The sequence below is a fragment of the Spirosoma litoris genome (assembly GCF_054776755.1).
Genome location: NZ_BAAHBI010000005.1, coordinates 22,434 through 35,562, shown reverse-complemented (window position 1 = coordinate 35,562; position 13,129 = coordinate 22,434). Strand labels below are relative to the sequence as shown.

Here is a 13,129-nt window from a genome sequence, read left to right as displayed (position 1 = left end):
TAACCATGGCCGTTACGTAATCTCTCCGTCTTGTGGTGTTTTTATTGCTTTAAAAACACCACAAGATTGCTTTTAGTGTATCTGCCCGTTTGTCTTCAGGACTAAAGCGTTTACGGATGGACGGTCAGTCTCGCCAGTATATACCGTCAGGTAACCAGCAGCACTGACGAACTGGACCTTCGGGCATTGATGGCGCTTTTGCTGCGGAATGGTACGGCACCGATCAATTGGATAAATCACGCAGGGCCGCCATTGCGGTCGTCCGCCTAGCCTCTCCAAAGCTAGTTAATAAGCGCAGGAATAACCGAAACACCTGGTGGGCTGATATCCAGTAATCAATTTCCACCACCAGACTTAGGCTCCGGATGGAAAACAAGTTAGTCGGACGCCCAGAAAACGGTTGGATCGCTTGTATAATGGGTAACGATGGTCACCAATTTACCCTTTCTTGTTTGCGTGGTCTGTCGTGCATTGTAAGCCTTTAAAGGCACTAACCGGACATAGTGTAAAACCTTGCCTTCCTGCCGGGTCTCTAAATCCCGCTGGCTATTTAGGGGACGCTCCAACTGGTAAAGGTTTTTGGTCATGTAGCCGTCGAGGTAGTCAACTTTAGTAGCCGTTACCTTATGGTTCCAGTTCGCCGTGGGGTTGAGTAAAAGCGGACGCCCTTCGATTAACCGCTGACGAACCTCGCTAATGCTGAGTAGTTGGCCGGTTTCATCCATCAGGTAAGCAGCCTGGGTAGGGTCCATGTACAGCCATTTCTGAACACTGGGTACATAAACACTGTTGATCACGTGACTGTCAAAATCAGTGGTATCCTTGGGCAGGCAGCCCACAAAGTGAGCCCGGAAGCCCATCGCTAGATACACCTCGTTCAACACCGTCGATAAGCCTCGACAATTTAACCCCCGAGCCTCTTGCTGGCACACCGTCAGTAAGTCCTGGGCATTACGGGATGACGGATTTTCGTGATTCCCATCGTGAGGGATACGATCGTGCACCCAGTTCATCAGATTGATAACCTTCGAGACGTCACTGCCCTGCCCGGCTATGGAATCAAGTTTATATTGGTGTCGCAAGGCTACCAATTGCGGTTCATCGGCAGACTGATAGGTGAAGCCAGGCAGCTCAGAAGGGCTCTTAGACGAATAGTCTTTCTCCTGTTGTAGGATGAAGTGATAATCACCCCGTCGTCGTATCAACGCTAATTGTCTGACAAATTCTTTGTCCGTACGGATATAGGCCAAATCTGGATTGGTCAGTGCCTGTTTATAATTTTTATAGCCGGCCGCTACCGCTTTGTCAAAGGCCCTGGTCGCTCCAGCTTTATCCTTGAGTAAGGCATAAAAGCGGGCCTGGGCATAGAAAAGATCGGCGGGTATCCCCGCAAATTGCCGTTTAAGTTCTTCATTTAATTGCGCATAGGTCTTATACCAGTCATCACAGTGGTCGATTGCCTGTCGATACTGCTTATCGGCCACTAACTGATTGATCACCTTATTCTGCTGGGCAGCGTAAGCGCGAAAGCTGTCCGGGGGTGATGTAGTTTGGCCGAAAGTAGTCAATTTCAGCCATGTAATAGCCAGCACAATGGATAATGAACGCATCATAATGAGTAGGATATGGAGGATACACTAGCAAAGACGACTGAAGCCAGCAAACATTACAAGCCAACGAATTGCTTTAGGCGAAATGAGCCAGCCACGGCTTCTATTGGGACTCCTCTCCTAAATTCTTTTTGGGCTTAAATTTTCTTGAAACACCTATTTTAAGCGACGGTTACCACTAGTCTATAAAAAAGTAGCACCAAAATGCCCTGTTATTTATGCTGATGCCGCCGTTGGTAAACGTGGATCAATCGGGTTCTGACTACCCTACTTCATATCCCTGTTCAAAAGTCGATAAGGCTGCCGATGGGTCGGCCAAACAGATTGACCCTTGGGTAGATTGGGATCTGTAAGCGCAATCCTGTCTGGCTGACAAGTGACCTCAATCAGAGAATGTCATTTTGTCATTTTCTGATGCATCCAATGAATACCACTGACTTTTGGCATAAAGCTTGTTTAGAGGCTTTTTGACACACATTTATGTCAAACCTTTAAACTCTTTACAACTATGTCACTGGTTAAATTCAATGGAAACGGACAGCTGCCCTCTCTACTGGATGAATTCATGGGCAGAGATATGGATGAATGGTTCAACTTTAACCGCAACTGGCCCGGCATTACCCGCTCTCAGGTCGGTACGCTAGTGCCAGCGGTCAACATCAAGGAAACTAGTGAGGGCTATCAGATTGATGTAGCCGCCCCCGGCCTGAAGAAGGATGACTTTAGTCTGAGCTTACATAACGGCAAGCTGACTGTCTCGACTAAGCAGCAGGCCCAGCACGAAGAGAAAAATGAACAGGGTCAATACACCCAGCGGGAGTTTAGTTACCATGCCTTTTCGCGTTCGTTCTGGTTACCCGATTCCTGTGATCAAGAGCAGATCCAGGCTCGATACGAGAATGGCATTCTGCACATTGAACTGCCCAAGAAGGAAGAGGCCAAACCCAAAGCCCCGACTCAAATCCAAATTAACTAACTAGTGCTTTACCAAAGTAGATTCTGTAGATTCTATCGGATTCTATTGCCGCTATTATGTTGATAATCAGCACGAAATTTATCAATTAGAATCAACCGCGCGGGCGAACCCGAGAATATCTAGAATCTAAATTGGACAAGTACTAGTATTTAAACCTATTTAAAGAGGTGGTGACATCGTGAGTCACCACCTCTTTTTTTGTCCTGCAAAAGGGGACTATTTGAAGGGGTGTTGTAGAAAGAATGCTTATGGTAGGAGAAAGCAACAAGAAAGCACCCATGCTGGTTTGTGCACGCTACACTAATGGGCCTTTTCCTATAGCCGAGATCCTACCTGGAGCGGATTCATTAACTAATACTTTGCCAAAGTAGATTCTGTCGATTCTATTGGTGATATTTTGATTCTAATCAATGTCTAAGCCATCAAGTAGAATCAACCACGCGGGCGAACCCGAGAATCTTTAGAATCTAAATTGAACAATTACTAGTTAAAACGACTGTTTGGATGTAAACATTTATCCCAATAATCTAGGATCGAGCGTAACTGTTCTTGTAAACCCGCAAAAGTGCGCTCTTTTTTAAAGTACCCCTGAATGGTCATCTTATACGCCATATTGACTAGGTCCTGATCGGCCGCCGTGGTTAAAAAAACGAAGGGAATACATTTTAGTTTCAGGTACTCATTTAAATCAATCAGCTGGCGAAGTTCAATTCCATTCATGGCTGGCATATTGACATCACTAAGAATCACTAAAGGAGCTTCCGGGGCAGTGATTAAATACTCGATGGCCGCAACGCCATTGCTAAAAAAGACAACCGGATTCATAATAGCTAAACTGGTAAGAGCTTGCTGAATAAAGAGTTGGTCATCTTCATCATCTTCAATCACCACAATGGGTGCTTTACTCGTCATAGGATATAGGTTAAACGTACGTACGATTTGGACCCGCTGGCAGCAACAGCCATCCGTGAATTCTGTGTGGGCATGGTCCACAAATATATCACAATACGAGTAGACTGAGCAGTTATTGCCTGATTGCCTTTTTACCGGCCAGCCCAGTTAAGGAGGGACGGGCGTTTACGTCTACAAAATTGGGTATAAAAGTCACCGATTTTTACCAGTACTAACACAAGTGTTTGTTGGTAATGCATTGATTTTCAAAAAGATAATTTATGTCTTTTTAGTTGGCATGATTTGAGCACCTCAAAAGGCAAACGGGTTTCCAACTTCAGTTGTTCGCTGCTCTTAATGCAGCTCTATCATAGATCAATATCATTTCTCTCAACGTTAGAAAAATAGAAAAACTTGGAAAGCTCGGTATAGAACTGAGCTTTTATTTTAGCCTTATTTTATGAGCCAGGCAGCCATTAACGAGCATCCCATCATCTTTATTGACGCCGATGAGGATGATCATGATATGTTTAAACAGGCCTTGTCGGAGTTAGGCCTTCCTTATCCTATAGTCGTTTTTTCCAACGGCCAAACCGCCCTGGATTACTTGAAGACGACAGAGGAGATTCCCTTCTTGATTATTTCAGAAATTAGTATGCCGGGGATGAGTGGCCTGGAGCTTCGACAACAAATCGATCAGGATCCCAGCCTGCGTAAAAAGTGTATTCCGTTCGTGTTTATGACCCATCCCGTTGAAGAATCAATGGTCGAAGAAGCCTACGAGTTAACCATTCAGGGCTTATTTGAAAAGAAGTCCACTTATGCTAACTGGAAAGCTCAGTTAGCGGCTATTATTGCCTACTGGACGGAGTGCCATCATCCCAAACGCTTAACCCAGTAACGCGTATTGTCTGGTGAACATGGGGTAAGCTTAAACTAGTTTCTGATTGTCAGAAACTAGTTTCTCATGGGCTTTCTTTAAGTAGTTGGCGATCGTTAAAATATAAGCCGATTGGACTTCTTCCACTAGTTCATTTAATTCATTCTCCAAAAGTCGGAGTTCAACTTTCTTTTCAATCTTGTCATCCCAAATCGTAATAATACACCCTGCAAAATCTGGATTATGGGTCTCAATATAGATGGTTACGGTCGGTAAGGATCGTTGTATTTGTCGCATGAGTCGACACTCAAAGCTACCTCTTGTGGCTCCCATAAATTTAGATATAAGCGGTTTTAGTCTTTGTAGTAGTCTTCCCTATCAGCCAGGATTGATCAGGAAAAACCCAATAATTTTTAACGATCTAGGTTATGTTTGCCATTTGTCAAAATTAACCAACCAGATTAAACCTGGATTAGTAAGCGTCAAAGGCATAACTATATATTGATTGTAAGGCCATGACTCCGGCAATCAAAAATAGAAGTCTGACCATTTAGTGTTCCCGACAACTTGGCGATTAATTTACCGGGATTACAGCCACCTTATTTAGAGCTATCGATGCTCATGCTGCTTACCAGTCAACATGGCCTTTACTTTGAACGTCGAGTCATGAATCTCTGCTGGTGTCTCAGTTGGTATAGCTTTAGCAGGCGACTCTATAAACGAACGAGCATTTAATTCAAATTGGCTTGGTAACACTTCTCCAGATGAGTATAAAAAGCCAACAGCACAACCAGTTTCTCCCAATAAGCGCATAGAAACCAGTGCATGGCGATCGGATTGGATTCCTCGATTTGTTCAAATGTTTCAACCATATGGCTATCCAGAAGTGGACAGGCCCTTTTGATGACAAATTTCAGCCCCCCATAAATACCTTTAAGCTCTGAGCGACAGAACTCGTGTCCCCACCGACGGGGTACGATACCAGGCAAGACGACTTCGGTTACGATCAACGTTTTGATGTATTCTTCCAGTAGATAGATGTTTTTTGACTGCGACATTGCAATTCTATTGACCGAAAAACAAACTGCCAAAATCCTGTATGCCGTATACTCTCCGTCAGGTAGAATATACCTGACAAGTCAGGCAAGTTCCTGGTCGTATACCTGATGATGCGCTGGTCTAAAGAAGACCTCTTCCGATCTCATCAGATGCCTATTAGCGGTGGAATATATGGACAAATTACCCTCTAATTGATTGATAACTTCTTTGATTCGTCTTCTTCCAATGGAAAGACGAGCTCCATTCCGCATAATCAGATGGGCTACGATGGAGGAAATCACAACACAGCTATGAATGTGCTGAGGATTAACCAGGTTGGCTTTGTGAATGCGCACGAACTGAGGCCACCGATCACTGTACCATTTTAGAGTCCTGCTTGATAAAACCGACTTCCCGTTGAGCAAATAAACCATGCAGTAATTAACGTCACCAATTAAGTAAAGGACCTGGTCTGGCTTAAATTTGTGCTGGACTTGAGCAGCTGCGAATCGCTTTCGCTTCATGAAAGGTATACGGGCTATAAGCGGTTTATTGCTAGTTAATTTTATTTCTTCTCAGGAATAAATCCAGGGAATAGCAAGCTGAAAAAAAGTAAGGCAAACTACCGCCTTTTCCCTTTCTGCTAAATGTCAATCGGACTGATCTTCACCTTGATTGTTTTGTTTTTTATTGCTCATCCTCACATGCCTGTCTGTTACTCATTTTGCAAAATTATCAACAGGTGGACAACAAGGCAGCCGAGCTACATAAACGACCTGTTTTTTGCCATGAATAACTCACCAAGACCGTTTAACGGCTGATTGGCTCCCTATATTATTGAGTTGGCATTTCAAACAAACCTTTCCTGAAACACCTCTAGAGAGAATTTTTAATCTTACTCTACCGTAACCGGGAGCCGCATATTAGTTTATTCATCAAGCTAAAAACACCAGTTGCAAAAAGAATACCCTAACTTAAAAAAGCTAAAGATGAAGGATGAGCCACTGTTTATGTAGATGAATGTGCTGCAACGATGAACGGTCTGTTACCCTAACGGGCACATAGCTTGGTCCAAAGGGAGGGAGACCGTTCTATAGTTGCTACCGGAAGTGGGATTTACGAGTTAGCTGGCTGGTACGCCGTTGCGGACGAAGTGGCAATTCATCGCCTTCAATCCGCTTGTCCACGTTCATTGCACAACGTACAATGGCTAGTCAGACAGACCTTGTTTCATGGACGTAGGCTGTAGTCGTTACAGTTGAAGTAGATCGGCATTTTGCTCAAATACTTTTGCTTTGTATTGGGCCAATAAGAGCCGAAATTTTGTTAGATCAGGCGAGCTTGATATAGGATTGGCTTCATTCTTACTCAATTGATGCTGGTCAGACACCACTTTGCCATGATTTTTAATTTTTTTCTCGCTCATCCTCACCTACCTATCTATCTATTAGTAATTTACGAAACTAATAATAGATAGGTACTTCAATTCATAATAGACATAAACGACCCGTTTTTTGCTATGAACGACTTACAGGTATTACGTAAAGGCTAATCGCTAGTCAAATCAGCATGAGCTGGTTTATCAAAAAAAACTTTTACCGTAATTCCTTTCTTGGGAATACCCTCTATAATGAGTTTACCATTTTGCTTGATAAGCAACTCTCTGCTTATTTTAAGCCCTAAACCCGTCCCACTTTCTGCTTGCGTTCCTAGGCGAACCTGAGGCTCCGTAAAGGCAAGATTGATCATGTCTTCAGTCATACCAATACCCGTATCCCGAATTTGAAGTTCAACAGTATTGGCATGCTCAATGGCGAACAAACGGATGTAGCCACTCATGGGTGTAAATTTGATAGCATTATCAATCAAATTCCGTAGCACAACTCCCAACTGCTGAGGATCAGCCATAATAAGGCAATGTCCTTCGACTTGATTAATAATCGTAATCTGTTTTTGATTCGCTCGGTCGGAAAAATAACTACTCACTTGAGCGAGATGATCGGTTAGATTGATGATCTGTAAATTGGTCTGGAAACCTTTAAATTGAACATAAGCCCAGTCAAGTAGGGTCATTAATAAAGCTAGAATATTATCGGTTTTCTGTTCAAGTCCAGTCAAAGAAGCCATGACTGGTTTCTGACCTAACTGAGCAGCCATTTGAAGTTGATTAATTTCCTGTTTTAGTTGCACTAATGGGTTGCGTAGATCATGCCCAATGATAGAAAATAATTGATCTTTTGTTTTATTCAGGTTCGTTAATTGCTCATTCTGTGTTTTTATTTCATCCTGCTGTTGACTTAACAGCTGTTGGGATCTTTTCAATTTATAGAAGTTGATGTAAATAAAGCCAGCTAATAGCAATAGCAGAAAAGAAACAGCTATATATAATGTTCGTTGACTTTGCGTCAGACTCAGTTGCAATTGTATCGTGTTCTTGGTCTGTTGCTGTAAGGCCAAATCCTTTTTGAGAGTTGCGATTTGGTTTTGTTGGCGCTCCACATCAAATTGAGCTTGAATCTGGGCAATCGCTTTTTGCTTTTCTAAACCGTTCAAACTATCACTTAGGAGCTGGGCCTCTTGCAAGGCTTTCAACGCTTGGTCAGCGTGCCCAAGTCTCTGCTCCAACTTAACTTTAACCAGCAAGGCCTGATGGAGATAATGAGCCGATTGTATAGCCTTAAAAATCGTAATTGACTGTTCCAGAAAAGATAAAGCCTTTGGTAGGCTATTGAGGGAACCGTAGCTTTGGGCTAGTTCCAGATAGAGATACCCAACGAACTCCTTAGCACCAATCCGCTTTTGAATCGATAGGGCCTGTTCATAATAGGTGATTGCCTCTTTGTATTGATGCTGATTACGTTTGATCTCGCCAATATTACGCAATGTTTCAGCAGTACTATGATCTTGCTTAAGCTCCTGACTGATTGCCAAAGTTTTTTTTAGATAGAATTCCGCTTGGCTAAATTCTTGATGAGTAACATAGTATTCGCCCAAATTACCGGATGCTGCCAAAATGGATTGTTTATTTCGGCTATTGGTAGCAAACTGATAAGCTTTTTTATAATACAGTAAAGCGAGTGAATCATTCTGAAAATGCTGATGGATTAAGGCTAATTCACTATACAAGGTAACGACGAGTCCGGCTCGTCGCTCAGGATGTTTTTCGAGATCATTATCAAGTGCTAATCCAATACGAAGGGCTTGCTGATAATTGCCTTGAATTCGATAGGCTTGAGTCATTCTGGCCTGGACTTCAAGGCGAATACTGTCAAATGGATAGGCGCGGCTGATTTGATCCGCCTGCCGAAGGATGGCTAACCCTTTACTGGCCTCTCCCGTGGCGACATAAGTCGTGGCTAGTGCATTATACGCTTTGGTAAGTATGCGCTTATTAGGAAGCTTTTTGCTGAGGAAGATCGCCTGATGAAGATAATACCAACTTGAATCCAAATTGACCTGGATATAATTTCGTCCAAGGTCAATTAAGTTGAGTGCTCGCATAGAGTCAGATTGGGGCTTTTGCAAGCTATTTTTTAGCTGACTAATGGCTAAAGATTGCGCGTAAGCCGTTTCCCAACTCGTAACCGAGAGCCCAATTGAAAAGCCTATGGTAAGTAGAAAGCGTATAGATCTAAGCACAACAAAGCGATAAACGAAAAAGATGTAAAGTATACGGTAGTTGATTGATCTGTTACAAAAAGTAACAGGCCTGTAAGCGAATGATAAGCGTATTAAGGATGAATTTATGCCGACTTTTCTTCACCTGCGTCAAACAAGGATAATAAGCTCTCCAAGCGAGGCCGAAATGATCTGCCAATCGGGATTTTTGTGTGGCCAAGCCAAATCGTGTGTCGGTCGTAGCTGGTGATTTTATTGACATTGATAAGGTAAGATTTGTGCACCCGAATAAACATGCGGGAAGGAAGTTGGTCACTCAGAGCAGCAAGCCGTTCATTGATTAAATACACTTGGTTGTCCGCATACACTTTAGTATAAATACCTGAGGCTTCTACGTAATCAATCGCCTGAAAAGCAAATCGTTGAGCTCTTCGTCCCATTTTCAGGAAAATCGCGTCAATCTCATCTATATTAACTTGGCTCTGCGATTGAAATGCCCTCGTCAATGCCAGGTGTAAACGGTCTAGTGGAAATGGTTTTAATAAATAATCAGCTGCTTTACCAATCTCATAGCTTTCCAAAGCATAATCTGGATAAGCGCTGGTAATAATAACAGGCGGTAAGTCAATGACCTCTTTAAGAAGCGTTAAACCTAGTTGCCCATTCAGGTTAATATCTAGAAAAATCAGATCAATCTCCTGAGAAGTTATAACCTGGACAGCCGATTCAATCGTCGGTGTTATGCCCACCAGGTTAAAAAAAGGAAACTTGCTCAGTAAACCTTTTAAATAAAGCGCATCTGATTCGGTATCGTCAATAATCAAATATTGTTTTATCTCCATATGCGAAATCAATTGAAATCGAATACCTGTTACCAAAAGAGTGTGAGCTTAATTCAGGAACAACATAGGTTGTGCCTGTACTCAGCATGAGGTCGGTCCCTAGAGCCGACCATTTAATCGACATAAAGGTTCCATTTTACTGTTTACTAGGTAGGATTAACTTCTTCATGCCGAATATCGGGTGCTGACTTCGTCTGTCCATACTCAATGGAATTCCCTACAACCCTGATCAGGTGAAAATGATGGGCCGGTAGCATTCGGATGATGAACCCACCCCATCGTATCAGCCAATGCGACTTCCCTTAAAAATTCCCTTAGTTATCTGTTTATTTAGCTGTCAGGCTCACGAAACGCCCAATTAGTGAAGCAGATACATAAAGCCCCCTTCGTCTCAAACAGGAGTGCTTTCGGGAATGCTCATTTTAAGAGTTAGGCAACGGAAAATTTTGGGGTACTTATCAACAGCTATGGAGTTCAGTCATTCCTGCCAACCGATAGAGTTAAAGGTCTTATCGAAAAATACTTTCAATTATGGAGATCAAACCTGCTACGCTATTATTGTTTTGTTTGCTGATAGGATGTGAAGGAGCAGGGCTTGAGCCGGGGAGGTAGCCGCCACCACTAAAGGATATCTTTATATTGATAATTGGGGAAAGTCTTGTGGAGGTGGAGGGCTGGTAACGGTTATCTACAAAGCTACTTATTGGGATACTAATTCGGTGGCCGTGGCTTATGAAGGTACTTCCAGCCAACCTGTTTCCGTCTGGATACGCTATGAGCAACTAAGTACAGATTCTTGCGCTCAATTGACAAACCGAATCAACATTTTGTCCATTCGTAAGAGGAAGTAATTGATCGAAGCGTTTCGTGAAACGCCCGGATTATTGATAAACCCTCGTCTCAGTTGGGAGCATTTAAAGAGACGGATGTTTATGTAAGGGAATTTACTAAGAAATAGCCCCTCCAGCCCAAAGATATAAGAAGAGAATTTTGTCCTCCTAGTTACGATATACCCTTGTTGTTAATAGCTTTCATCAACTCAAAAAGCTATTCCTCGTCCAAGAGTTAAACAAAAGCCAATATATAAAATTGTTACGACAAAGCCATACTTGTAATTGAGCGTATAATAGGTATTCGTACGTGTATAATTGAGTGGTAAGAAGAGTATGGGAAAGGATGCAGCCATTTCAAGCATACCTTCTGTAGCTGCCTGTAGCCTACCCGATGAGAAAAAAGCCCAGCCAGAAAAGCTGATAGAAAAGCAAACAAAAATGGAAATAGAAAATCTTGTCTTGTTAAGGCAGTAATGCGGATTAATGGATTTAAATACGTTCTTAAAAGGCGGCTTACCAATACATAGAGAAGAATCCCCGCTACTAATAGAACGTATTTTTCGATTTGTCCTAGATTGAGTTTTCGAATAGCAAACGTCCAGTCGCCGGTTTTACTGATAGCGGACTGTAAAATAGTCCCTATAAACCAAAAGCTATTATACAGTAAAAGATGAATTAACAATAAAATTAAAACCTTTCCTTTGGCCACTCGTAAAGCCGCTAGTATGGCCAGGCAGCAAAGTAGATTAGCCATTGGCCCTCCAAGATCAACCAGAAAATTTCCAGGTTGACTCTTAAAATAAACGGAGGTCAACAAGGTGATTTTGTTCCCTAGTAACCAACAAGTTCCGCCGTGGCCGATGACCTCATGGATAAAGTCTGAAATGAGGTAGGCTAAAACGCCGATTTGGGACCAAATGATTAGTTTGTCTCGGTCACTATTCATGTTAGTAAGGTGGTAGCCATCATTTTTTGCTGACTATTTTAACCTGCTCTCAATCAGTTGCTCTAACCTACGTTTAAATGCATCATCCAACTTAACTTCTTTACTTACAGTAAAAGTGCTATGTAGTAACTGCCTAATAATTTTTGTTTGCTTTTTGTACAATTTACAAAAAGGACAGGTTATCAGATGGGTATACAAGGCGATTGTATTATAGATATCCAGACTGCCATTTTGTTGTTTTTCTATACGATAAGTAGTGCGTCTGCAGTCATATTTCACCTTTTGGTACCAGTTCATGAGCCTATCCAGTTTTTTTGTAAACAATTACGCAGGTTCAATTTTGCCCGATGGATAATTACCCAAAAGTTAGAATTAGTAATTTGAAGTTTTTGGCAAATTATAGTACTCTTTTCTTCCTCAATAAATTTTAAAGATGCAACGGATCTCCAAAGCCCCGGCAGTTTTTTCATGCACTTTGTTAATATAACTTCCAACTCTTTGTTTAGAAGTGCAGAATCGGTCTCCAATCCAAATTCCCTCGGTTGATATGCTTCTTTCCAAAATCCGTTTTCTTCGAAAAAATCATCTTTGTTATTTTCTTCCAAGATAGGTTTTTCTCTTGATATCCGCTTGTATTCATCAGAAACTTTGTTTTTTAAGATAGCAGTAAGCCATGTTTTTATAGAACTTTTTCGATTAAAGGTTGATAGTGCTTCTAGAGCTGCCAGAAAGGTTTCCTGTACCAGTTCAGCCGCAATTTCCTTATCGTTTATCCTTGTCATGGCATACCCATATAGGTAATCTGCATAGTCTTTTACCCAATCCTTTGGGTTGATTGATCCATTTTCCACCATACTGTCGAAGCCATTTATTTAGTAATCAACTCCAGAAAAGCTCTGCAAAAAGAAAAATCAAAAAAAGTTGAAAGAAATTGTAAGGATAGGGCATCTGACGATACTAAATGTTGAAACTCATCTTTAAAGTCAACAACCATGACAACAACAGAAGTCGCCAACAAAGTAGTAAGTCTTTTAAGAGAAGGCAAGTTTGAAGAAGCCCAGGTTACTTTTTATGCAGATAAAATAGTAAGCAACGAGCCTGAGGGACAGTTTTTCAAGAGCGTAACCAGCAAACAGGAAGTTATAGAAGGCGGGCGAGCATTTAGAAATACTATTGCAAGCATCCATAGTCTTACCATCTCTGATCCTATTGTAAGCGGCCCAGCTTTTGCTATCACGTTTGCTTTAGATGCAGACTTTAAAGAAAATGGCAGAGTCCTTTTTGAAGAAATCTGTGCATTTAAAGTCCAGGATGGTAAAATTGTCAGCTGCAATTACACGTATTAAGAAACTGATTTTGTAAAGTGGCATCCATTTCTATCGATAGATTTTAAAATCATATAAGATCTATCGATAGAAAGTTAGTTTATAAACCATTAATGAAGCATTGGAGGACGGTTACTATAACGAAGGTATTTGAGTTAATTTCAAATTCG

Annotated in this window: 13 protein-coding genes; 4 read left to right on the top strand and 9 right to left on the bottom strand. The window is 41.8% G+C overall.

The features are described 5' to 3' along the window. Nucleotides 1-377: 377 nt before the first annotated feature. Nucleotides 378-1,613 (bottom strand): transglutaminase-like domain-containing protein, encoded by a 1,236-nt coding sequence (locus ACYVGR_RS02835; RefSeq protein ID WP_460953769.1) that lies wholly within the window; start codon nucleotides 1,611-1,613, stop codon nucleotides 378-380. A gap of 215 nt (nucleotides 1,614-1,828) precedes the next feature. On the opposite strand from ACYVGR_RS02835, the gene ACYVGR_RS02830 reads away from it, so the two are divergent. Both ACYVGR_RS02830 and ACYVGR_RS02825 read left to right on the top strand, forming a co-directional pair. Continuing rightward, entirely contained in the window at nucleotides 1,829-1,963 is a 135-nt protein-coding gene (locus ACYVGR_RS02830; protein WP_460953768.1) for a hypothetical protein, read from the top strand. 155 nt (nucleotides 1,964-2,118) lie between these two features. After that, nucleotides 2,119-2,586 carry an Hsp20/alpha crystallin family protein gene (locus tag ACYVGR_RS02825; protein WP_460953767.1) on the top strand — a complete coding sequence of 156 codons (468 nt, stop codon included), beginning with the start codon at nucleotides 2,119-2,121 and terminating at the stop codon, nucleotides 2,584-2,586. Nucleotides 2,587-3,069: 483 nt separating this feature from the next. Here the strand turns inward: ACYVGR_RS02825 and ACYVGR_RS02820 are convergent, their stop codons facing one another. After that, the gene (locus ACYVGR_RS02820) at nucleotides 3,070-3,498 is read right to left on the bottom strand and encodes a response regulator (protein WP_460953766.1); all 429 of its coding nucleotides are present in this window, start codon (nucleotides 3,496-3,498) and stop codon (nucleotides 3,070-3,072) included. A gap of 439 nt (nucleotides 3,499-3,937) precedes the next feature. On the opposite strand from ACYVGR_RS02820, the gene ACYVGR_RS02815 reads away from it, so the two are divergent. Beyond that, complete coding sequence (locus tag ACYVGR_RS02815) at nucleotides 3,938-4,378, top strand: response regulator (RefSeq protein WP_460953765.1); 441 nt, start codon at nucleotides 3,938-3,940, stop codon at nucleotides 4,376-4,378. 30 nt (nucleotides 4,379-4,408) lie between these two features. On the opposite strand, the gene ACYVGR_RS02810 is transcribed toward ACYVGR_RS02815, so the two are convergent. From ACYVGR_RS02810 to ACYVGR_RS02780, 7 genes are all read right to left on the bottom strand, one after another. Beyond that, a complete protein-coding gene (locus ACYVGR_RS02810; protein WP_460953764.1) occupies nucleotides 4,409-4,654 on the bottom strand; it encodes a hypothetical protein in 246 nt (81 codons plus the stop codon). Nucleotides 4,655-5,088: 434 nt separating this feature from the next. Next, a complete protein-coding gene (locus ACYVGR_RS02805) occupies nucleotides 5,089-5,415 on the bottom strand; it encodes a hypothetical protein (RefSeq protein ID WP_460953763.1) in 327 nt (108 codons plus the stop codon). A gap of 81 nt (nucleotides 5,416-5,496) precedes the next feature. Continuing rightward, nucleotides 5,497-5,919, bottom strand: coding sequence for a LytR/AlgR family response regulator transcription factor (locus ACYVGR_RS02800; protein WP_460953762.1), 423 nt, complete (start codon nucleotides 5,917-5,919; stop codon nucleotides 5,497-5,499). Between the two features lie 1,024 nt (nucleotides 5,920-6,943). Further along, complete coding sequence (locus ACYVGR_RS02795) at nucleotides 6,944-8,896, bottom strand: ATP-binding protein (protein WP_460953761.1); 1,953 nt, start codon at nucleotides 8,894-8,896, stop codon at nucleotides 6,944-6,946. Between the two features lie 242 nt (nucleotides 8,897-9,138). Further along, nucleotides 9,139-9,855 carry a LytR/AlgR family response regulator transcription factor gene (locus ACYVGR_RS02790; RefSeq protein WP_460953760.1) on the bottom strand — a complete coding sequence of 239 codons (717 nt, stop codon included), beginning with the start codon at nucleotides 9,853-9,855 and terminating at the stop codon, nucleotides 9,139-9,141. Nucleotides 9,856-10,947: 1,092 nt separating this feature from the next. After that, entirely contained in the window at nucleotides 10,948-11,634 is a 687-nt protein-coding gene (locus ACYVGR_RS02785; protein ID WP_460953759.1) for a hypothetical protein, read from the bottom strand. Nucleotides 11,635-11,927: 293 nt separating this feature from the next. Further along, nucleotides 11,928-12,488, bottom strand: a complete 561-nt coding sequence (locus tag ACYVGR_RS02780) for a sigma-70 family RNA polymerase sigma factor (protein ID WP_460953758.1) — start codon at nucleotides 12,486-12,488, stop codon at nucleotides 11,928-11,930. A gap of 138 nt (nucleotides 12,489-12,626) precedes the next feature. Here ACYVGR_RS02780 and ACYVGR_RS02775 point away from each other — a divergent pair, with 138 nt between their 5' ends. After that, a complete protein-coding gene (locus ACYVGR_RS02775; protein ID WP_460953757.1) occupies nucleotides 12,627-12,980 on the top strand; it encodes a SnoaL-like domain-containing protein in 354 nt (117 codons plus the stop codon). Nucleotides 12,981-13,129: the final 149 nt, after the last annotated feature.